This is a genomic window from Promicromonospora sp. MEB111 (assembly GCF_030209445.1).
Taxonomy (GTDB): domain Bacteria; phylum Actinomycetota; class Actinomycetes; order Actinomycetales; family Cellulomonadaceae; genus Promicromonospora.
The window spans coordinates 151957-172137 of the sequence record NZ_JARVSD010000008.1 but is presented as its reverse complement, the minus strand read 5'-3'; the positions used below and the strand labels follow the sequence as shown (position 1 = coordinate 172137).

Here is a 20181-nt window from a genome sequence, read left to right as displayed (position 1 = left end):
CGGCCCAGGTCAGGCCTGGGCTGGCTCGGCAGGCGCACCCAGGCCGAGGGTCACCGCCTGCGGGCCGGACGGCGCACCGCAGCAGCCGCCGCCCGACGCGTCCGCCAGCGCCAGGGCCGCCGGGGAGACCACGCCGTCCGCGTCGGCGGCGAACGCCAGGTCCGACGAGCAGACGCCGGTCTGCGGCAGGTTCAGCTCCACGGCGTCGGCCGCGGCGCGGTCCCCTGCCAGGGCCGCGACCACGGACCGCACCTGCTCGTACCCGGTGGCCAGCAGGAACGTCGGCGCACGACCGTAGGACTTCATGCCGACCAGGTAGAACCCGTCGTCGGGGTGGGCCAGCTCCGTCTCGCCGTGCGCGGGCACGGTGCCGCACGAGTGGAGGTTGGGGTCGATCAGCGGCGCGATGGCACGCGGCGCCTCGACCACGGGATCCAGGTCGAGGCGCACCTCGCGCAGCATGCCCAGGTCGGGCCGGAACCCGGTGGCGTTGACGACCGTGTCCACACGCAGGTCCAGGGCGCCGTCGACGCCGTCCGCACGCGCCGTCCCGAGCACCCGGACGCCTCCCTGCCCCTCGGGCTCGAGCCGCTCGATCGCCACCCGGGTCAGCAGGCGCACCCCACCTGCCTCGACGGCGTCGCGCAGCCGGGTACCGAGCAGGCCGCGGGCGGGCAGCTCGTCGTCCGATCCGCCGCCGTACAGACGGCGCGGGGAACCCCCGCGGATGGCCCACACGATCCGCGTGGCGGGCTCGGCCTGGGCCAGCTCGACCAGGCCGAGCAGGGTGTTCGCCGCGGAGTGGCCCATGCCCACCACCAGAGTGGTGCGCCCGGCGAAGCGCTCCCGGTCGACGCCCAGCACATCGGGCAGGGCACCGCTCAGGTGGCCGTCCGCCGATTCCTCGCCGATCGCAGGGAGGCCCGACAGCCCGAGCGGGTTCGGCGTGCCGAAGGTGCCCGAGGCGTCGATCACCGCGCTCGCCCGCGCCTCCCGGACCTGCCCGCCGGCGGTGTACCGCACCAGGTAGGGCCTGCGCTCGCGGCCCAGCGACCGGGACCGGTCCGCGCCGTCCCGGGCCACGCCGGTGACGCGGGCGTCGTAACGGACGCGGTCGCCGAGGGCGTCGGCCAGAGGTGTCAGGTAGTTCTCCACCAGGTCGCGGCCGGTGGGGAGGGCGTCCGGGTTGGGCTCCGACCAGCCCGTTCCCGTCAGCAGACGGCGGGCGGCGGCGTCGACGTCGTACCGCCACGGGGAGAAGAGGCGCACGTGGCCCCACGACGCGACGGCGGCGCCGGGGCCGCCCCCGGCCTCCAGCACGAGCGGCTCCAGGCCGCGTTCCACCAGGTGCGCCGCGGCGGCGAGACCGACCGGCCCGGCGCCGATGACGACGACGGGCAGGTTCTCGCGGGACGTCTCGGACATGACCCACTCCTCAGATCGAAGTTTCTCGATGGGTTGACGTGTGCAACATATCCATAATCTTCGATGCGTGGCAAGATGGGGGCATGGTCACCACTCTCACCCTGACGGACACGTCGCGTACCAGCCCGGACGCGGCGTCGGGCGCGTGCTGCGCGCCCCTCGTGCGCGAGGCGGCGGACCCGCAGACCGCCGCCGAGCTGGCCCGGGTGTTCAAGGCTCTCGGCGACCCCACCCGAGTGCGCCTGCTGTCGATCGTCGCGGCGCACGACGGCGGCGAGGCGTGCGTCTGCGACCTCACCGAGCCGGTCGGGCTGTCCCAGCCCACGGTGAGCCACCACCTCAAGCTGATGGTCGACGCCGGCCTGCTCACCCGTGAGCAGCGCGGCAAGTGGGCCTACTACTCGGTGGTGCCGGGCGCGCTGAACCGGCTCGGGGTGCTGCTCACGGAGGCGACGGGCTGAGACGGGGCGGTCAGACCAGTCCGGCCAGCCCGAGCGCGAGGCCGAGCACCGCGCACACGCCGAGGGTGCGCAGCACCGACCAGCGGACGACGAAGAGCAGGAGCGCGGCCAGGACGGCGATGCCGAGCGCGACCGGCTCCAGGGTCGTCAGGTCGGGGACGTCGAGGCTCAGGGGTCCGGCGGTCCAGGTGGTGGAGTCGGCGAACAGGGTGTGCGTGGTGAAGTACAGCGCGAGGTTGGCGATCACGCCCACCACCGCCGCCGTGATCGCGGCGAGCGCGGCGGACAGGGTGCGGTTGCCGCGCAGCCGCTCGACGTAGGGCGCGCCGAGGAAGATGAACAGGAACGAGGGCACGAACGTGACCCAGGTGGTCAGCAGCGCGCCGAGCAGCGCCGCGGCCCAGGGGTCGAGGTCGCCGGGGTTGCGGTAGGCGCCGAGGAACGCGACGAACTGCACGACCATGATCAGCGGCCCCGGCGTGGTCTCGGCCAGCGCCAGGCCGCGCGTCATCTCCCCCGGCGTCACCCAGGCGTAGGTCTGCACCGCCTGCTGGGCGACGTAGGCCAGCACGGCGTACGCGCCGCCGAACGTCACCAGGGCGCTCCCGGAGAAGAACAGGCCCTGCTGGGTGAACACGCTGTCGACGCCGGTCAGCAGGGCGACCGCGGCGACCGGGAGCGACCACGCGAGCAGGCCGAGCAGCAGCACGCGCAGGGCCCGGCGGCCCGACGGTCGCTCGGCGTGCAGAGAGTCGTCCGGGATGAGCGGCGCGGCACCGTCGTCCTGGATCCGGGCGGTCGGCGTGGCGATCCAGGACGGCGCGAAGCGGTGCACGAACCACCCCGCCACGCCCGCCCCGAGCACGACCAGCGGGAACGGGACCGCGAACAGCGTCAGCGCCACGAAGGCAGCCACCGCGAGGACCACGAGGGCGGGGCTGGTCAGGGCCCGCCGTCCGACGCGGAGCACGGCCTGGACCACGATCGCCAGCACCGCCGGCGCCAAGCCGGCGAACAGCCCCGCCACGACGGTCGTGTCGCCGAACGCGACGTACACCGCGGACAGGAGCAGCAGGGCGAGCATCCCGGGCAGCACGAACAGGCTCCCGGCGACCAGGCCGCCGCGCCACCCGTTGAGGAGCCAGCCGGTGTAGACGGCGAGCTGCTGCGCCTCGGGGCCGGGCAGGAGCATGCAGTAGTTCAGGGCGTGCAGGAACCGGCCCTGCCCGATCCACCGCTTCTCGTCCACCAGGGTGCGCTGCATGACGGCGATCTGGCCGGCCGGGCCGCCGAACGTCTGCCAGGAGATCGCGAACCAGGCGCGCACGGCGGTCCGGAACGGGATCAGGTCCCGCGGGGCGGCGGCGGGCGCGCCGGCGCCGTCCTGCTCCGTGCTCATGTCTCTCCTGCGCTCGGACGGCAGCGGCAAGTCCCCCGCCGTGTCTCGCCGGTCCGACCTGTCGGACGGGCCGCCTACCAGACAATAGGCCCGGTGCTCAGCCGGCGTCCTCGGCCTTCCTGAGCTCGACGAGGTCGTCGAACGTGCGGACCAGGACCGAGCGCCGGGCCTCCTTGAACGCCTCGGAGGGTTCGAGCCCGTCGATCGAGCCGTCCCAGATCTCCAGGAACGTGCTCTTCCACGTCTCGAGGGTCGCGACCTCCGGCAGCAGGACGCCGACGTAGTTCGTGCGGGCGAGCACCGCCAGGAGCTCGAGGTTCGCCGGGACGGCAACGCCCCAGTACTCGTCGGGCTCCAGCCCCACCGGGTCGCCGGCCATGGCCTCGGCGACCTCGGTGGCGAGCTGGTCGGTGAGGCGCGACAGGTGGTCCGCGGCCGTGTCGTCGTCGAAGTTGCCCGGGCCCCAGGTACCCATGGATCTCTCTCCCGTTCGTCGTCCCGCGCTTCCCGCAGGCCGAGTGACGGTCGGAGCCTACCGATCTCGCCGCGGTCGTGTTCCGGCGGCCGGCGGGTGCCCTGACCTGCGCCCTGGAACGCCCCCGCTAGATCCCGAACACCCGCTCGGCGGTGCCCGCCAGCACGGCGTTCCGCTCCGCGGGGGTGAGGTCCCGGACCGCGTGCCGGAAGGCCTCGACCACGTCGGTGTAGCTGGAGTACAGCCGCTCGACCGGCCAGTTCGAACCGAGGAAGACCCGGTCGGCGCCGAACGCCTCGATCGGTGCGAGCACCCAGGGCCTGCGCGAGGCCGGGGTCCACACGGGATCGGCCATACCGAGCGAGGAGACCTTGCAGAGCGTGTTCGGCTCCGCCGCGAGCCCCCGCAGCATGCCCCTCCACGCCTCGAACGTGTCGACGCCACGGTCCGGCGGCATGCCCGCCTGGTCCAGCACGAACACCGTCTCCGGACAGGAGCGCACGAGGTCGAGCGCCGCCGCCGTGCCCGCGAGGCCGACGGTGTGGAAGAACAGCCCGCCCACCCGGCCCAGCTCGGCGTAGCCACGCCGGAAGGCGGGGTCCGCGAACCGTGCGACGGGCCCCATCTCGCGCACGCCCCGGAAGACGGGGTGGGCGCGGTGCCGGGCGAGCTGTGCGGCGACGTCGGGAGCGGCGAGGTCGCACGTCACGACGGCGGCGTCGGGCCAGCCCGTCTCGTCGGACAGCCGCTGGAGCCAGGCGGTCTCCGCGACGGGGTCCCCGGCGGTGGACGCCGCGTTCATGTGCACCACCTTGGTGAGCCCGGCCAGGCGCCCCTCCGCACGCAGCTCGGGTACCGAGAAGCGTGCGGTGCGGACGGCGACGAGATCCCCGAAGGGGAAGTCGTCGCCGTCCAGCCACCCGTACCCGAGGTCGTGCTCGCGCCGGTCCCAGAGGTGCACGTGGGTGTCGACGAACATCAGGCGTGCGGCTTGAGGTTGAGGTTGACGCCGAGCGCGGCCTCGGTGTCCATGACGGTCCAGGAGCCTCCCGGGTAGTAGGCCTCGACGCGCTTGGCGTAGCCCGCTGCCTCCAGGTCGCCGACGACGGCGTCGCGCGCGTCACCGACGGCGAAGCCGAGATGGTGGACGCCCTCGCCGTGCTCGGTCAGGAACTCGCGGAACGTGGACGGGTTGGCGTCGGGCTCGTTGAGCTCGATGACGACCTGGCTGCCGGGGACCGTGATCACGGCGAGCCGCAGCCGGTAGCCGGCAGGCTGCCCCCGGTAGGTCTCGTCGGGGTTGGGTTCCAGCGTCACCACCTCGGGCCGCTCGATGTCGAACAGGGCGCACCACCGGTCGAGGGACGCCTCGATGTCCTCGACGACGAGCGCCACCTGGATCAGCCCGCCCACGGGCACCGGGGCGCTCATGCCCACGGCTCGCCCTCGACGACGACGTCCTGGTGCGTGCGTGCCGACTCCTCGATCGCGAGACCGAGCGCGTGGTCCTGGCAGGCGGCGGCGAGCGAGTAGGGGCCCTCGGCCTCACCGCGCGCCCACGCCCCGACGGCGACCAGGTGGTCGGCGACGGCGAGGTCGTCCTCCGAGAGACGGGTGCCCACCCAGGTGTTGCGCCACACCACCGTGCCGTTGAACGAGGCGTGGACCACCTCGTTGCCCTCCAGGTTCATGTCGACGCCGGTCCGGCGGTACTCGATCCGGGAGGTGACCGGGTCGTGGCCGTCCCACGAGGTCACGGTGTCGTCGACCAGCTCGCCGAGGGTGCCGCGCACCACGACGCGGCGGGCCAGCAGCGGGTTCCACCACTGCATGTTCATGAAGTCGTACACGCCGACGCGCCCGTCGCCGAAGTCGAGGGTCGCGTAGGTGGAGGTCTGCACCTCGGGCTGCGGGTCGGTGTTCCAGCCGTCGAACCCGAGCGGCAGGGCCATCCGGGTCTCGAAGGAGCGCCCGGACACGACCGCCCGGTCCGTCCCCACCGCGAGGAACGCGCGGATCAGGGAGGTCGCGTGGTACAGGTGTGTCGAGGCGACCTCGACGGCCTGGGGCGTACCGATGGCGCCGCCGGCGATCACCGCCAGCCGGGCGGCGTGGCCGGGCATCAGCACGTACTGCTCGGCCACCTGGACGAGGGTCTCGTCCTTGATGGTCGTCCACAGGTCGCGCAGGCCGGCGAGGTCCGGGGCGGGCGGGGTCTCGGCCAGCACCCGGACGCCGCGCGCGCTCAGCTCCTTGAGGATGCCGGGCATGGCGGGCCACGAGACGTCGGCGACCACGAACTCCGGCTCGTGGGCGAGGAGGTCGTCGATCGAGGTGACGCCGGGCACGCCGTAGCGAGACCGGATCGCGTCGGCCTTGGCCTGGTCGCGCGCCATCACGGCCACCGCCTCGAGCCGGGCGGGGTCGGCGGCGGCCACGCGCAGGTGGAACTGCGCGCGCCACCCGCTCCCGATGACGGCGAAACGTGCGGGGTTGCTCATCCGTGCTGTCCTTTCGTTGGTACGTCTGGTGTGTCCATCGGTCCGGGTCCGGGGTCAGACCTGGCTCATGCCTCCGTCGACGGTCAGCTCCGTGCCCGCGACGAAGCTCGACTCGTCGCTCGCGAGGAAGCACACGGCGGCCGCTACCTCCTCGGGACGGCCGACGCGGCGCAGCGGGATCTGCGCGACGACCGCCGCCTCGACGTCGGCCGACCCTCCGGTGAACGCGTCGAAGCCAGCGGTGCGGGTCGGTCCCGGGCTCACCGCGTTCGCGCGGATCCCGCGGTGGCCGAGCTCGGCCGTCAGCGTGCGGGCCAGGGACCGCACGGCCGCCTTGCTCGCGTTGTAGACGGCGTGGCCGGGGCCGCCGTTGGTGCCCGCGATCGACGACGTCAGCACGATCGACGCGCCGTCGGCCAGGTGCCCGGCCAGGGCCCGCACCGTGAAGAGCGCGCCCCGGAAGGTCAGGTCCGCGACGGCGTCGAACTTCTCCGGCGTCAGCTCGGACACCGGCGTTGGCTCGACGTCGCGGCCCGCGTTGACGTGCAGCACGTCGACCTTCCGGCCGAGCCGGCCGACGGCGTCCGCCAGCCGCTCCAGGTCCGCGACGCTGGACGCGTCGCCGACGACGCCGACCGCCCGCGGACCGAGCCGGGCGACCGCCGCGTCGACCGAGGCCGCGGACGGCGAGGTCACCACGACCGTCGCCCCCTCCGCGACGAAGCGGGTCGCGACGGCCAGGCCGATGCCGGCCGTCCCCGCGGTGACGACGGCGAGCCGTCCTTCGAGCAGGCCCATGCGGGTTCCCTCCGTGTTCGCGTGAGTCGTGTTCACTTGAGCGCGCCCGCCGCGAGGCCGCGCTCGAAGTACTTCTGGAGCGCGAGGTAGGCGACGAGCATGGGGACGGCGGCGATGACCGCCGCGGCGAGCACCCCGGTCTGGTCGTTCGTGTACTGGCTGACGAAGTACGACGGGAGCAGGGTCAGGACCTGCCGGCCGGGGTCGTTGAGCATGAGCATCGGCAGCAGGTACGCGTTCCACGCGGAGATGAGCGTGAGCACGACGATCGCGGCGGCGATCGGGCGGGTGAGCGGCAGGACGACCTGCCAGAAGACCTGCCAGATGTTCGCGCCGTCGACGCGGGCGGCCTCCATGATCTCCGTGGGGATGCCGTCGTAGAAGTTGCGGGCCAGCAGCACCGTGAACGGGATCTGCAGCGCGGCGACCGGCAGGATCACGGCGACGAGCTGGTTGTACATGTCGAAGGCCGACGCGGTGACGAACAGCGGCGTCAGCAGCACCGCCTCGGGCATGGTCAGCGCCAGGAGCAGCGCCCAGAACCAGACCTCCTTGCCCGCGATGCGCAGCTTGGAGAACCCGAACGCGGCGAGCATGGTGCAGGCGTAGACGATGAGGATCGCGAAGACGGAGATCAGCACGGAGTTGAGCAGGTAGGTGGGCAGGACGCCCGTCTCCCAGACCTTGACGTAGTTGCCGAGGCCCCGGCCGCCGAGCGATCCCTGGACCATCGCCACCAGCGGCACGAGGAACGGCAGCGCCAGCAGGGTCACGACGACCTGGATGACGACCCTCGAGGTGCGCGAACGTGTCACGAGCATGGTCAGGCCCTTCCCTCACGGCGGTTGCGCAGCGACATGAGGACGCCGCAGGCGAGCGCGAGAACCAGGAGGGCGACCGAGATCGCGGCGGCGTAGCCGAACCGCTTCTCCGACAGCATCGTGTGGTAGATGTACGTGCCCAGGAACTCGGTCGCGTAGTTGGGGCCGCCCTTGGTGATGAGGTACGGCCAGTCGAACGTCTTCAGGGCCCCGATCAGGCCCAGCGTCGCGAGGGCGACCGTGGTACCCCTGCACATCGGCCACACGATCGACCACAGGGTCCGCAGGTTGCCGGCGCCGTCCACACGGGCCGCCTCGAGCACCTCGGTGTCGATCTGGCTCATGGCGGCGTAGAAGAGGATGAAGGTCAGACCGGTCCACTGCCAGATCGTGGCGAGCATGACCACGGCCATCGCCGTGGTGCCGCCGGCCAGCCAGGTCTGCGCGAGACCGTCGAGCCCGACGGCCCTCAGGAACGTGTTGAGCTGACCGTCGGCGTCGAAGATCTGGCGGAAGACGGGCGCCATCGTGGCGGGGGCGAGCACGGTCGGCACGAAGACCACGACCTTGTACACCCCGCGCAGGAAGACCTGGGAGTGCATGAGCGCCGCGAACGTGAAGCCGAGCGCCGTCTGCACGGTGAACGTGACGACGTAGAAGACGGCCGTGTGCTCCAGCGCCTTCCAGAAGACGGGGTCGCCGAACATCTCGGAGAAGTTCGCGAGCCCCAGGAACGTGGGCTCCGTGAGGATGAAGCCGTTCCAGTCGAGGGTGGAGACGTAGCCGGTGTAGCCGATCGAGAAGTAGATCAGCCCGACCACTACGACGACCGCGGGCAGGATCCACGGCAGACCGTTGGCCGTCGGCTTCAGCCCGTGGCGGCGGGGCCGCGCCGCCGGCGCGCCTCCGGTGGGTGTCGCGGCGTCAGGCAGCGTTGCGCTGAGGCTCATTGCTTGTCCTTCGGGTGGGTTGAGGGTCGGACGACGCCGCGACGGGCGGCTCGTGCCGGGAGGAAGGGGTGGGCCGCCCGCAAGGGATCGGCCGGCCCACCCCGGTCGTTCACTCCGCGTCGACGACGCCCTGGAGGGTCTGGAGCGCGTCCGGGATCGACACGTCCCCGCCGGCGACGCCGACCAGCGCGTCGCGGAAGGCCGTGTTGAGCTCGGAGCTGACGGACGCGAAGCGCGGCTGCGTGGCCGCCGCGGCCTGCTCGCTGTAGGCGGACAGCACGTCTGCCTGCGCGGCCGGGTCCACCAGGTCGATCTGGTCCCAGTCGGGGGTGACGCCGTGCAGCGCGGGGATGTTGTTCAGCGTGTTCGCCACGGACTGCTGGCCGGCCTGCGACGTCGACAGCCAGGTGACGAACGTGGTGGCCGCCGCCTGGTTGTCCGAGCGGCCGGAAACGGCCAGGCCATAGTCCGCGTCACCGAACATGTTGCCCACCTGGCCGGTGCCGGCGAGGTCCGGGAAGTCCACGGGGACGATGGTGATCGGCTCCGGGTCCGACACGCCGGCGGCCTCCATGGCCGTGACCATCGAGTCCTTCACCGCGTACTGGGTGTACCAGGAACCCATCATGATCATGGCGTACTTGCCCTGCATGAACTCGTTGTTCGCGTCGGGGTACTGCTGCAGGCCGACGGCACCGTCCTGCATGATCCCCTCGTCGAACAGCGACTTCCAGGTCTCCATCGCCTGCGTGAACTTCTGGCCGGAGTCGCCCTCGGTGTACGACGCCTCGCCGAGCGAGGCCTTCTGGTACAGCCCGGGCTCGATGTTCTCGACGATGGCCTCGAAGGTGTCCATGTCGAACGCCCACTGTCCGGCGCCCTGGACGAAGCAGCCCTCGCCGGCCGCCTCGAGCGTGTCGCAGACCTGCTTCCAGGAGGCGAGGTCGGTCGGGGGTTCGAGGCCGTACTCGTCGAAGATCCCCTGGTTGATCCACAGGTTGCCCGAGTAGACGGCGCCGGCCGAAAGCCCGACCAGCTTGTCGTCGACGGTCAGGCCGCTGACACCGAGCTCGGAGACCTTGCTCGCCCAGTCGGGACCGAGCGCCTTCTCGACCGCGGGGGTGAGGTCGATCGCCCCGGGCCCGAAGGTGTCGACGCCGCCGTTCGCCGAGCCCGGCGCGACGTTGAACACGTCCGGCCCGTCCGACGAGGTGATCGCCGGCGACAGCACCGAGTCGTAGCTGTCGATCGGCTTCGAGACGAACTCGACCTCGATGTCGGGGTACTCCTCGTTGAAGGCCGCGATCAGCTTCTCCGCGTTGTTCGCGTCCGGCGTCCAGCCCCACCAGGTGATGCTGCCCTTGGTCGCGTCACCGCTCACGGCTCCGCTCTGGCCGCCCATCGCGCTCGGGGTGCACGCCGCCAGGAGGAGGCTCGCCGTGGCCACCGCCGCGACAGCACCGACACGACGGCCGGACAACGTCTTCTTCGACGTCTGCATCTCTGCATCCTTTCCTCGTCCTCGCGACCGCTGCGGTCCCAGCGAGGCGCGAAAGTTTCTTTAAGACTTTCGCTTGCCGGTACGATAGAGTCCGTGCCACGACGGCGTCAACACCCGTCGTGCACGCTGTTCGACACCGAGGAGGGGCGCGAGATGACAGGGACGGCCACGAGGCCCGAGGCCGGCGCGGGAAAGAGGGAGCGCCGCGGCGGTGTCACGATCGCCGAGGTCGCCGAGGCCGCCGGGGTCTCGGCCCCGACGGTCTCGAAGGTCCTCAACGGCCGGCCGGGAGTCTCCGCGGCCACGCGCCGCCAGGTGGAGGAGGTGCTCGCCGAGCGAGGCTACGAGCAGCGCCGCCCGCACCCGGGCGCCGGGAGCGGGCTCGTCGACTTCGTGATCGAGACCCTCGACACCCAGTGGGCCACGACGCTGCTGCGCGGCGCCCAGACGGAGGCCGCCCGGCTCGGCCTCGACCTGGTGCTCACCACCGCCAGCGGCGACTCGTTCGGCACCGCGGCGTGGGTCGACCACCTCGCCGAGCGCGGCTCGGAGGGGGTCGTCCTGGTGGCGGCGCACGTCCAGGAGTCGGTCGAGACCGAGCTGTCCCGCCTCCGCATGCCCGTGGTGCTGGTGGACCCGATCGGCGCCGCTCCCCCGTCGCTCCCGACGGTCGCCGCCACGAACTGGGCCGGCGGGCGCGACGCGACGGAGCACCTCATCGCGCTGGGCCACACCCGCATCGCGGTGATCACCGGACCGATGGACGAGGAGGCGCACCGCGACCGTCTCGACGGGTACCGCAGCGCACTGCAGCGGCACGGCCTGCCCGTGGACGAGCTGCTGGTCCGCCACGGCGACTCGCTGGTCGGCGGTGGCCGCGAGCACGGCCACGAGCTGCTGTCGCTCCCGGACCGCCCGACCGCCGTCGTCTCCGGCTCGGACGAGCAGGCCTACGGCGTCTACCTCGCCGCCGAGGAGCTCGGGCTCTCGGTGCCGGCGGACGTGTCCGTCATCGGGTTCGACGACGTCGAGCTGTGCCAGTGGGTCACGCCGCACCTGACCACCGTGCGCCAGCCCCTCCTCGAGATGGGACGCGAGGCGACGCGCATCGTCATCGAGATGTCCCGCAACGAGCTGCGTCCGTCGCTGCGCACCGAGCTGGCCACGTCGCTCGTCGAGCGCCGCTCGACGGCCGCCCCGCGGCAGTGACGCCGCGCGAAACCCGCCCGCAGCCCTGAACTCCCGTCAAGGAAACTTTCCATGAGTCATCGCGTCGCCCTCTCCCCCGATCCGCAGTTCTCCCACCGGCACACCCGGGCCACCGTCACGGTCACCGACGGTGCGGGCCGGCCCCTGGCGGGGCAGGAGGTTCGTGTCGAGCAGACGGGGCACGCCTTCCTGTTCGGCAACATCGGCTTCGACTTCGTCGGTCTGGCCAACGACCTCGGCACGACGCCGCCGTCCTCCCCGTTCGGCGGGGCGTCGGTCGAGGCCGCGCGCACGGTCGAGCCGCTCTGGTTCGACCTGTTCAACCAGGTGACGCTGCCGTTCTACTGGCGCGGGTTCGAGCCGCTGCGCGGTGTACCCGAGACCGACCGGCTGCGCCGCACCGCGGTGTGGTTCGCCGAGCGTGGCGTCGCCGTCAAGGGCCACCCCCTGCTGTGGCACACGCTGGCGCCCACCTGGCTCCTCGGCCTCTCCGACGAGGAGGTCGAGCACGAGATCCGGCTCCGGATCACCCGCGAGGTGTCGACGCTCGGCGACGTCGTACCCACGTGGGACGCCATCAACGAGGCGGTGATCATGCCGGTGTTCGACCGCGAGGACAACGCGGTCACACGCCTGGCACAGCGGCTCGGCCGGGTCGGCATGGTGCGGCTCGCGGTCGACGCCGCCCAGGAGGCCGGCCGGGACGCGGGGCGGCCGGTCTCGCTCGTGCTCAACGACTTCAACCTCTCGGCCGACTACGAGCGGCTCGTCGAGGAGGTGCTGGCGGCCGGGATCCGGATCGACGCGCTCGGGCTGCAGTCGCACATGCACCAGGGGTACCGCGGCGAGGAGTACTTCGCCGACGTGCTCGACCGGTTCAGCCGCTTCGGGCTGCCGCTGCACCTCACCGAGAACACGCTGCTGTCCGGAGACCTCATGCCGGCCGAGATCACCGATCTCAACGACTACGTCGTCGACCGCTGGCCGTCGACCCCCGAGGGCGAGGCCCGGCAGGCCGAGGAGATCGTCCGCCACTACACCCAGCTCGTCGCGCACCCCGCCGTCCAGGCCGTCAACTACTGGGGGCTCACCGACGAGGGCGCCTGGCTGGGCGCGCCGTGCGGACTCGTACGCGCCGACCACACGCCCAAGCCCGCGTACGAGGCCTTGAGGGGACTGATCAAGGGCGCGTGGTGGCTCCCGCCGACGACGACGCGCACCGACGAGCACGGCCGGCTCGAGATCGACGCCTTCGCGGGGGACTTCCGGCTCGGCGCGCGTGGCGGCACGGCGGACCTCACGCTGCCGGCCGGTGACCAGGAGAGGTCGATCGTCCTGTGACGGAGCCGGGTCACCGGCCGGCGAACGGCGTCGTCGCTAGACGGTGAGGCCGAGCGGCTCGCCGAGCGTCGCCCACCGGACCTTCCCGGCGACGTCCGGCGCGTCCCCGAGCGCCGTCACGAGGTCGTCGCGGCCCTGCCGGAAGTGGGACCACCCCTCGTAGTGCACGGGCACGACCGAGGCGGGCCGGAGCAGCCGGACGAGCTCGACGGCGTCCCCGGCACCCATCGTGTAGGCGAGCGGGCCCGTGATCGGGAACCCGACCCGTCCGAGGTGCAGGACGGCGGTGCCGACCGCGAGCCGCCGGGTGACGCTCCGGACGCCGTCGTACAGGACCGTGTCACCCGTGATCCACAACGACCCGTGCTCCTGTCCCTCCCAGGCCAGGTCGAAGCCGACGACGTCGCCCACGATCGGCCGGCTGCCGGCCGGGCCGTGCCTCGCCGGTGTCGCCGTGACCGTGATCGCCGGCCTGCCGGGCGCGACCAGGAGGGTCGTGTCCCACGGCTGGAGTCCACGGGCGTGGCCTCCCAGCCGGGTCGCGCCCGAGGCCGTGGTGATCACGCTGCCGACGGTGGGCAGGAGGCCGCGCCCGGTGACGTCGAGGTTGTCGGCGTGCTGGTCGTGGGTGAGCAGCACGGCGTCGACCGGCCCGATCTCCGCCGCGGGGATCGCCGGTCCCGTCGTCTTGCGGGACGACGTCCCCCAGCCGAACCGGTAGGTCCGGCCGGGGGCGTCGAAGGTCGGGTCGGTGAGGATCCGCCAGCCCTCCACCTCCAGGAGGGTGGTCGGCCCACCGATGTGGGTGAGGGTGAGGGCCGACATGCTCAGTGACCCGTCGTCGCGGTCCAGGATGCGCGGGCCAGCGCCCAGTCGAGCGCGCGGTCGGCGATCTCCTCCCAGCCCGGGCCGGCGACCATGAGGTGCGGACGCCCGTCGTACGTCTCGTGCTCGGTGATCGTTCCCGCGCCCTTGTAGTGCTTGGCGTTGGACGCCTGGACGGCCTCGGGCATGATGTGGTCCTCCGACCCGGACAGGAACAGCAGCGGTGGCCGGTCGGGGTTGGCGAAGTCGACCCAGGCTCCCTGGTGACCGGGCTGATAGTTCGCCAGCACGGAGTCGAACAGGACGCGGCCCGACGCCGGGATGTGGTACCGGTCGTAGAACGCGAGCGACTCCTCGTCCGTGTAGGTGTTGGTGAACGCGTACTTCCACTGCTGCGGGGTGAGACCGACGGCGCGGTGGTGGTTCAGCGGGTTCTTGAGTGCGGGAAAGACCGAGTGGAGCTGGGTCCAGGGCGTGGTCCGGATCCCCTCGGTGGGTGCCGAGTTCAGCGCGACGCCGGCGCATCCGTACCCGTGGTCCAGGAGGACCTGCATGAACGATCCGCCGGCCGAGTGGCCCATGAGGATCGGCTTGGTGTCCAAGGTGTCGAGGAATGCTTCGAGGTGGCCGACGATCGACTCGATGGTGAGGTCGGCGATCGGCGTCGGGTCGGCCCGCAGGGCTTCGACCTCGCCCTCGAAACCCGGGTAGGACGGGGTGTGGACCGTGTAGCCCTTGGCCTCGTACCGGGTCTTCCAGTGCTCCCACGATCGGGGGGTGACCCAGAAGCCGTGGATCAGGACGATGGTGTCCGGGGTGCTCATGGTGGTTCCTCTCGGGTGCTCAGGCGTTGATGACCAACCTTGTCCCGTGCTCCGGCGTGACGGACCACGTGAACCACGTAGCCGTTCAGGAGCGGGTTGCGCCGAGACGGTCGGCGAGCTGTCGGCGCGAGGAGATGCCGAGCTTCTGGAACACCTTGCGGAGGTGGTAGTCCACCGTGTTGGCGCTGATGAACATGTTCGACGCGATCTCGGCGTTGGTGCGCCCGGCGGCCGCCTTCTCCGCGATCGTCAGCTCCTGCGTCGTGAGCGGCTGACGCGGCGAGGCCGGCGTCGTCTCCGCGCGCGATCCGGCAGCCTCGAGCTCGGCCGTGGCACGCGGGACGAAGATCTGGGCACCGGCCTCCTCGAAGAGCCGGATGGCCTCCCGCAGCTGCACCACGGCGTCCGCACGACGGCGCGAGCGGCGCAGCCACTCGCCGTAGACGAGGTGGGCGCGGGCACGGTCGGTGAGGACGGCGGTCGGTTCGAGCGCGTCGAGAGCCGAGCGGAAGTACTTCTCCGCCTCCGGACCGGAGGCCGCCAGGCCCGTCGCACGGTCGGCGACGCCGCGGCACCACGGTGAACCGTTCACGACCGCACGTTCGCGGAGCGCGGCCGCGTACGACGACGCCTCGTCCGGATGTCCGGACCTGGCGGCGGCCTCGACGTAGTCGGCCCACTGCGTCGGCGTCACCTGCAGGAACGATGACGTGACCAGGGGCCGGAGCCGGTCGTAGGCGTCGTGGTAGCTCCCGCCGGCGAGGTCGCGCACGGCGACGGCCGCCTCGGTCAGCGCGCTGACGCCACCCCGGCCGGCGGCCTGTGCGGCGGCGGCCAGCGCGAGCACCTCGCCGCGGGGCGACCCGGTCCATGCCAGGACGACGGGATTGAGCACGGGCGCCGTGTCGTAGCCCATGGCCAGACGCACCTCGCGGAGCAGCTCCGCATAGCGGGTCGCCAGCCGGACGGTGCCGCAGCTCAGCTCGTTCAGCGACATGACCTTGAGCAGCAGGTCGACGACCTGCAGCGCGCCCGCGTCCCGGGCCGCCCGCATCGCACGCAGGAGAAGCTCGCGGCCGGAGGTGTCCCAGAGGAACGTGCTGAGGGCGGCGACAGAGATGCCGGAGTGCATCAGCTCGGCGTCGGGAAGTGCCCGGATCGTGTCGAGCGCCGTCCGCGCGTGCGGGACGGCCTCGGCGTACGGGAGCCGGATCAGCGCTCCCAGTCCCGCCAGGACGACGGCCGCCGGGCCGTCGGCGACGGCGGTGCCCCGGTGGAGCCGGTGCCCGAGATCGGTCGTCGTGATGCCCTCCATGAGCCGGTCGGCGTTCATGCACAGCTCGGCCGCGCTGACCAGGGCGCGCTGCTCCAGCACCGCGTCGCGGCCGTGGAACAGGTCGGCGGCCCGCACGAGGTCCGCACTCGCCCGCACGTAGTCAGGACCGCTGCCGGTGAAGGCGGCCAGGGTGGCCCGCGCCATGGTCACGCGGCCCTGCGTCACCGGTTCCGCTTCGGCGACGTCGACGGCGTCGAGTGCGGTCGCCGCGGCGTTTCCGGCGCCGACGGCGAGCGCGGCCTCCGCCGCGCTGACCTGGCGCGCGTCACGGAGCGGGCCCGGGCTCGTGAGCTCGGCGGCGCGGCCGAGCATCCGTGCTCGCGAGGCCATGCCACCGCGGCGAGCGGCCATGTCGGCGACTCGTTCGAGCTGCGCGGCGACGGCGTCGTCGATGCCGACGGTCGCCCGCGACGCGTGCCACGCCTCCAGCTCGGTGATCTGCAGCGCGGCCGCCGCCCGGGCGAGCGACCGGTGTGCCCTGCGCCGGGCGGCGCCGTCGACCGAACGGTAGACGGCCGAGCCGATCAGGGGGTGGCGGAACCGGACCACGTCCCCTATCTCGACCAGACCGGCCGCTTCGGCGCGGTCGGGTGCGCCCGGGTCCAGACCCCACGTGTCCGCGGCCGCCATGACCAGACCGGTCTTCCGGGTGGAGTCCGCCGCCGCGAGGAGCAGCCACGTGCGAGCGTGGTCGTCGAGCTCGTCGACCCGTCCGATGTAGTGACGCTCCAGGCGCTGGCCCACGGGAACGGGCGTGGCACTGAGGCCGAGGTCGGTCAGCTGCGCCGGGGAGAGGCTACGAGCGAGCTCGATCAGCGCGAGAGGATTGCCTCCGGTCGCGTGCGCGACCTGGGTCGCGACCACGGGGTCGATCGTCCCGCGTACGGCGCGGGTGAACAGGTTCACCGCCGAGTCCGTGGCGAGGCCGCTCAGGGTGAAGAGGTCGATGCCTCGCATGCGGGTGACGAGGTCGCCCTCGTCCCTGCCGGCGCACAGCAGGGTGAGCCGTTCAACCATGAGCCGCCGGGCGACGAACGCCAGCACGTCGAGGCTCTCGGCGTCCACGAGGTGCGCGTCGTCGACCACGCAGAGCGTCGGCCGGTCCGTCGCGGCCGCGCCGAGCAGCTCCAGTGCCCCGAGGCCGACGAGGAACCGGTCGGGCGGCGCGCCCGCGGTCCGTCCCACCGCGACGTCCAGCGCGTCCCGATGGTGTGGGGGCAGCTCTGCCATGAACTCGCGCAGCGACAGCGTGAGCCGGTGCAGGCCGGCGTAGGGAATGGTGGCTTCCGACTCGTAGCCGTCGATCCGCAGCACCCGGGCGTGTTCTGCCCGCGTCGCCACCTCGCCGAGCAGCGAGGTCTTGCCCATGCCCGGCTCGCCGAGGATGACGAGCGTCCCGGAGCGGCCGTTGCGCGCGCCGCCGACGAGCGCTGCGAGACGGTCCTGCTCGTCCTCGCGGCCGAGCAGGCCCGACGAAGTGGTGGTCATGCTCAGCCTCCAGGTCACGCCCCCGCTGGAAGCAGGCTCGCACGGACCGGCGCGCGCGTGTTCCCCCTGCCTGCACACCCGTTGCGTGTGTGTGCACGACGCTTTCAACCTTGCGCTTCGACGGTGCGCGCGCCATTGTCGTTCGGGGAGAGATCACCGCCGCTTCAGCCAGATCCGTGAGGTGTCCCGTGCAAGTCCTCGACAGCCAAGGGGTGCCGCCCAGGGACCGGCTCGACATGGTCGTGGAGTCCATGGCCAGTGCTGCGCGCGCCACCGCCTTCACCCCCGAGGGCCCGGACCACCGGGTCCGGCTCACGATGACCGCCTGGCAGCTCGGCGCCGTCGACGTCTTCGACGCCGCGTGCTCGGCGCACACGTTGCGCCGGGGTGCACGTGCGACGTCCGACGACGAGCCGCCGTCCCTGATCCTGACCTACGGACTGCGTGGGACCGGCGTCCACAGCCACCTGGGGCGCGACCTGCCCGTCGGGCCGTCGCAGCTCTGGGCGACCGACCTCACCGCGCCCTACGTCCACCACATCGAGGACACCCACACGCTCACGGCCAAGGTCGCGCTCGCGACGCTCGGCATCCCGCACGACCTCGTGCGCCAGACCCTGGTGCACATCGGCGAGAGTCCGCTGGCACCCCTGTTCGTCAACCATCTGACCGAGACCCGACGGGTTGCCCACCTCCTCGACGGGCCCGCCTCGGCCGCGCTCGGGACCGCGACCCTGTCGCTCGCGCGCGCCCTCGTCGCCAGCATCACCGACGACGACCGGCTCGGGCGCGAGGCGCTCGAGGACACATTGCTCCTCCGCGTCCAGGCCTTCGTCCGACGCCATCTCGGCGACCCGGATCTGGACGCCGCGTCGATCGCCGTCGCGCATCACGTCTCGGTCAGGCACCTCTACAAGGAGTGTGCCCGAGCAGGCCTCCGGCTCGAACAGTGGATCATCCGGGAACGCCTCGCCCGCGCGGCGGACGAGCTCGCCCGCACCGCCCCGGCACGCGGAACCATCACGGCGGTCGCACGCCGCTGGGGCTTCACCAGTCCCTCCCACTTCACGACCCGCTTCCGGGCGGCGTACGAGGTCACGCCTCGGGAGTGGCAGGCGCTGCACCACCGGTGAGGACCCGGTTGCGGGAGATATGCCCGCAATCGTCCGGTCCCGGTGCGTAGACTCGCGCGATGAGTCTTCTTGCTGCAGAGCGCGCGCTCCAAGCCGCCCAGCGTGCCGGCGACGTCACCGCACTGGAGGCACTGCTGCATCCTGGTTGCGTCGGGACCGGCCCGGACGGGTCTGTGTTCTCCAAGGAGGACGACCTGGAGAGCTACCGCTCGGGTTCGCTGCAGATCACCCGCCTGGAGGAGGAATCGCTCGACGTCCAGGAGGACGACTTGAGCGGGGTGACCAGGCTCGTCGCCGCTGTGGATGCGATCCAGGGCGGCACCGCAGTTTCTGCGCGGCTGATCTACACGCGCCTCTGGGTGCGTTCGGATGAGGGTTGGCTGGTTCTGGCTGCCACGCTCGCACCCGCCGCCGAACCTGCCTGACCGGACCCTCTCAGCTGTTAGCACCCACCTGCGACAGCGCCCCGATTCCCGTAGGGGAACCACGGGGGATGGCCCCTGGAGGCCACTTCCGTCCACCGCTGTCCCGCAGGCTCAGAAGCGTTACCGCAGGTCAACCGGTATCCGGCCTGGTCGGGCGACCAAGCCGATACCGGGGCGATGCTCAGACGTTGAAGCGGAACTCCACCACGTCGCCGTCCTGCATCACGTAGTCCTTGCCCTCGATGCGGGCCTTGCCCGCCGCCTTCGCGCCGGCCACGGAGCCGGTCTCGACGAGGTCCTCGAACGAGATGACCTCGGCCTTGATGAACCCGCGCTCGAAGTCGGTGTGGATCACGCCGGCGGCCTGCGGTGCCGTCCAGCCCCGGTGGATGGTCCAGGCGCGCGACTCCTTGGGACCCGCGGTGAGGTAGGTCTGCAGGCCGAGCGTGTCGAAGCCGACGCGGGCGAGCTGGTCGAGGCCCGACTCCTCCTGGCCGGTCTCCGCGAGCATCTCGGCTGCCTCGTCGGGCTCGAGCTCGACGAGCTCCGACTCGAACTTGGCGTCCAGGAAGATCGCCTGCGCGGGCGCGACCACCTTGCGCAGCGCCTCCTGGGAGGCGGTGTCGGCCAGGCCGGCGTCGTCCGTGTTGAAGACGTAGATGAACGGCTTGGCCGTCATGAGCTGCAGGCTCGCGATCTCGGCGAGGTCCAGGCCGGCGTCCGCGGCGCCCTGGTAGAGCGTCACGCCGCTGTCGAGGATCTCCTGCGCCTTCTTGGCGGCCGCGTACAGCACGGGGTCGCCACGCTTGATCTTGACCTCCTTCTCCATCCTCGGCAGGGCCTTCTCGAGGGTCTGGAGGTCGGCGAGGATGAGCTCGGTGGAGATCGTCTCGATGTCGCCGGGGGCGTCGAGCGAGCCGTCGACGCGCACCACGTCCGGGTCGTCGAAGGCGCGCGTGACCTGGCAGATCGCGTCGGCCTCGCGGATGTTCGCGAGGAACTTGTTGCCCAGGCCCTCGCCCTCCGAGGCGCCCTTGACGATGCCCGCGATGTCCACGAACGACACCGTGGCCGGCAGGATCCGCTGGCTCTCGAAGATCTCAGCCAGCTTGGCCAGCCGCTCGTCGGGCAGCGAGACCACGCCGACGTTGGGCTCGATCGTGGCGAACGGGTAGTTCGCCGCGAGCACCTGGTTGCGGGTCAGAGCGTTGAAGAGGGTGGACTTGCCGACGTTGGGCAGGCCGACGATGCCGATAGTGAGAGCCACGT

General features: G+C 72.0%; 19 protein-coding genes. 5 read left to right on the top strand and 14 right to left on the bottom strand.

Going from position 1 to position 20181, the window contains the following annotated elements; all coding sequences use genetic code 11:
- Positions 1-9: 9 nt before the first annotated feature.
- Entirely contained in the window at positions 10-1425 is a 1416-nt protein-coding gene (locus QRN56_RS09660) for an FAD-dependent oxidoreductase (protein WP_285102691.1), read from the bottom strand.
- An 83-nt stretch (positions 1426-1508) separates the two neighbouring features.
- Here QRN56_RS09660 and QRN56_RS09655 point away from each other — a divergent pair, with 83 nt between their 5' ends.
- Positions 1509-1886: an ArsR/SmtB family transcription factor gene (locus QRN56_RS09655; RefSeq protein ID WP_285102690.1), complete on the top strand. Its 378-nt coding sequence runs from the start codon at positions 1509-1511 to the stop codon at positions 1884-1886.
- Between the two features lie 10 nt (positions 1887-1896).
- On the opposite strand, the gene chrA is transcribed toward QRN56_RS09655, so the two are convergent.
- The 9 genes from chrA to QRN56_RS09610 form a co-directional block, all read right to left on the bottom strand.
- Entirely contained in the window at positions 1897-3285 is a 1389-nt protein-coding gene (chrA, locus tag QRN56_RS09650; RefSeq protein ID WP_285102689.1) for a chromate efflux transporter, read from the bottom strand.
- A 97-nt stretch (positions 3286-3382) separates the two neighbouring features.
- Entirely contained in the window at positions 3383-3760 is a 378-nt protein-coding gene (locus QRN56_RS09645; protein WP_285102688.1) for a DUF4259 domain-containing protein, read from the bottom strand.
- Positions 3761-3887: 127 nt separating this feature from the next.
- Positions 3888-4739: an amidohydrolase family protein gene (locus QRN56_RS09640; protein WP_285102687.1), complete on the bottom strand. Its 852-nt coding sequence runs from the start codon at positions 4737-4739 to the stop codon at positions 3888-3890.
- Positions 4739-5191: a VOC family protein gene (locus QRN56_RS09635; protein ID WP_285102686.1), complete on the bottom strand. Its 453-nt coding sequence runs from the start codon at positions 5189-5191 to the stop codon at positions 4739-4741. The genes QRN56_RS09640 and QRN56_RS09635 overlap by 1 nt, the downstream gene beginning before the upstream one ends.
- The gene (locus tag QRN56_RS09630) at positions 5188-6261 is read right to left on the bottom strand and encodes a Gfo/Idh/MocA family protein (protein ID WP_285102685.1); all 1074 of its coding nucleotides are present in this window, start codon (positions 6259-6261) and stop codon (positions 5188-5190) included. The genes QRN56_RS09635 and QRN56_RS09630 overlap by 4 nt, the downstream gene beginning before the upstream one ends.
- Before the next feature lie 54 nt (positions 6262-6315).
- Positions 6316-7059, bottom strand: a complete 744-nt coding sequence (locus QRN56_RS09625) for an SDR family oxidoreductase (protein ID WP_285102684.1) — start codon at positions 7057-7059, stop codon at positions 6316-6318.
- A gap of 32 nt (positions 7060-7091) precedes the next feature.
- Positions 7092-7880: a carbohydrate ABC transporter permease gene (locus tag QRN56_RS09620; protein ID WP_285102683.1), complete on the bottom strand. Its 789-nt coding sequence runs from the start codon at positions 7878-7880 to the stop codon at positions 7092-7094.
- Positions 7881-7882: 2 nt separating this feature from the next.
- Complete coding sequence (locus tag QRN56_RS09615) at positions 7883-8830, bottom strand: carbohydrate ABC transporter permease (RefSeq protein ID WP_285102682.1); 948 nt, start codon at positions 8828-8830, stop codon at positions 7883-7885.
- A 109-nt stretch (positions 8831-8939) separates the two neighbouring features.
- Positions 8940-10331: an ABC transporter substrate-binding protein gene (locus tag QRN56_RS09610; protein WP_285102681.1), complete on the bottom strand. Its 1392-nt coding sequence runs from the start codon at positions 10329-10331 to the stop codon at positions 8940-8942.
- 93 nt (positions 10332-10424) lie between these two features.
- On the opposite strand from QRN56_RS09610, the gene QRN56_RS09605 reads away from it, so the two are divergent.
- Complete coding sequence (locus QRN56_RS09605; protein WP_285102680.1) at positions 10425-11540, top strand: LacI family DNA-binding transcriptional regulator; 1116 nt, start codon at positions 10425-10427, stop codon at positions 11538-11540.
- Positions 11541-11591: 51 nt separating this feature from the next.
- Positions 11592-12881, top strand: a complete 1290-nt coding sequence (locus tag QRN56_RS09600) for an endo-1,4-beta-xylanase (RefSeq protein WP_285102679.1) — start codon at positions 11592-11594, stop codon at positions 12879-12881.
- 36 nt (positions 12882-12917) lie between these two features.
- On the opposite strand, the gene QRN56_RS09595 is transcribed toward QRN56_RS09600, so the two are convergent.
- The 3 genes from QRN56_RS09595 to QRN56_RS09585 form a co-directional block, all read right to left on the bottom strand.
- A complete protein-coding gene (locus QRN56_RS09595; RefSeq protein ID WP_285102678.1) occupies positions 12918-13706 on the bottom strand; it encodes an MBL fold metallo-hydrolase in 789 nt (262 codons plus the stop codon).
- A gap of 2 nt (positions 13707-13708) precedes the next feature.
- Positions 13709-14530, bottom strand: a complete 822-nt coding sequence (locus QRN56_RS09590) for an alpha/beta hydrolase (RefSeq protein WP_285102677.1) — start codon at positions 14528-14530, stop codon at positions 13709-13711.
- A gap of 85 nt (positions 14531-14615) precedes the next feature.
- Positions 14616-17354 carry a helix-turn-helix transcriptional regulator gene (locus QRN56_RS09585; RefSeq protein WP_285102676.1) on the bottom strand — a complete coding sequence of 913 codons (2739 nt, stop codon included), beginning with the start codon at positions 17352-17354 and terminating at the stop codon, positions 14616-14618.
- A gap of 188 nt (positions 17355-17542) precedes the next feature.
- Here QRN56_RS09585 and QRN56_RS09580 point away from each other — a divergent pair, with 188 nt between their 5' ends.
- On the top strand, positions 17543-18487 hold the full coding sequence (locus QRN56_RS09580) for a helix-turn-helix domain-containing protein (protein ID WP_285102675.1): 945 nt from the start codon (positions 17543-17545) through the stop codon (positions 18485-18487).
- A 59-nt stretch (positions 18488-18546) separates the two neighbouring features.
- Positions 18547-18912 carry a nuclear transport factor 2 family protein gene (locus tag QRN56_RS09575; protein ID WP_285102674.1) on the top strand — a complete coding sequence of 122 codons (366 nt, stop codon included), beginning with the start codon at positions 18547-18549 and terminating at the stop codon, positions 18910-18912.
- 181 nt (positions 18913-19093) lie between these two features.
- Here QRN56_RS09575 and ychF read toward each other — a convergent pair whose 3' ends face one another.
- The gene (gene ychF / locus QRN56_RS09570; protein WP_285102673.1) at positions 19094-20179 is read right to left on the bottom strand and encodes a redox-regulated ATPase YchF; all 1086 of its coding nucleotides are present in this window, start codon (positions 20177-20179) and stop codon (positions 19094-19096) included.
- Positions 20180-20181 lie beyond the last annotated feature (2 nt).

What these genes read in the sequence shown, in the direction of transcription:
- QRN56_RS09660 (WP_285102691.1), bottom strand. Translation starts at nt 1,425, where the DNA reads ATGTCCGAGACGTCCCGCGAGAACCTGCCCGTCGTCGTCATCGGCGCC.
- QRN56_RS09655 (WP_285102690.1), top strand. Translation starts at nt 1,509, where the DNA reads ATGGTCACCACTCTCACCCTGACGGACACGTCGCGTACCAGCCCGGAC.
- chrA (WP_285102689.1), bottom strand. Translation starts at nt 3,285, where the DNA reads ATGAGCACGGAGCAGGACGGCGCCGGCGCGCCCGCCGCCGCCCCGCGG.
- QRN56_RS09645 (WP_285102688.1), bottom strand. Translation starts at nt 3,760, where the DNA reads ATGGGTACCTGGGGCCCGGGCAACTTCGACGACGACACGGCCGCGGAC.
- QRN56_RS09640 (WP_285102687.1), bottom strand. Translation starts at nt 4,739, where the DNA reads ATGTTCGTCGACACCCACGTGCACCTCTGGGACCGGCGCGAGCACGAC.
- QRN56_RS09635 (WP_285102686.1), bottom strand. Translation starts at nt 5,191, where the DNA reads ATGAGCGCCCCGGTGCCCGTGGGCGGGCTGATCCAGGTGGCGCTCGTC.
- QRN56_RS09630 (WP_285102685.1), bottom strand. Translation starts at nt 6,261, where the DNA reads ATGAGCAACCCCGCACGTTTCGCCGTCATCGGGAGCGGGTGGCGCGCG.
- QRN56_RS09625 (WP_285102684.1), bottom strand. Translation starts at nt 7,059, where the DNA reads ATGGGCCTGCTCGAAGGACGGCTCGCCGTCGTCACCGCGGGGACGGCC.
- QRN56_RS09620 (WP_285102683.1), bottom strand. Translation starts at nt 7,880, where the DNA reads ATGCTCGTGACACGTTCGCGCACCTCGAGGGTCGTCATCCAGGTCGTC.
- QRN56_RS09615 (WP_285102682.1), bottom strand. Translation starts at nt 8,830, where the DNA reads ATGAGCCTCAGCGCAACGCTGCCTGACGCCGCGACACCCACCGGAGGC.
- QRN56_RS09610 (WP_285102681.1), bottom strand. Translation starts at nt 10,331, where the DNA reads ATGCAGACGTCGAAGAAGACGTTGTCCGGCCGTCGTGTCGGTGCTGTC.
- QRN56_RS09600 (WP_285102679.1), top strand. Translation starts at nt 11,592, where the DNA reads ATGAGTCATCGCGTCGCCCTCTCCCCCGATCCGCAGTTCTCCCACCGG.
- QRN56_RS09595 (WP_285102678.1), bottom strand. Translation starts at nt 13,706, where the DNA reads ATGTCGGCCCTCACCCTCACCCACATCGGTGGGCCGACCACCCTCCTG.
- QRN56_RS09590 (WP_285102677.1), bottom strand. Translation starts at nt 14,530, where the DNA reads ATGAGCACCCCGGACACCATCGTCCTGATCCACGGCTTCTGGGTCACC.
- QRN56_RS09585 (WP_285102676.1), bottom strand. Translation starts at nt 17,354, where the DNA reads ATGACCACCACTTCGTCGGGCCTGCTCGGCCGCGAGGACGAGCAGGAC.
- QRN56_RS09575 (WP_285102674.1), top strand. Translation starts at nt 18,547, where the DNA reads ATGAGTCTTCTTGCTGCAGAGCGCGCGCTCCAAGCCGCCCAGCGTGCC.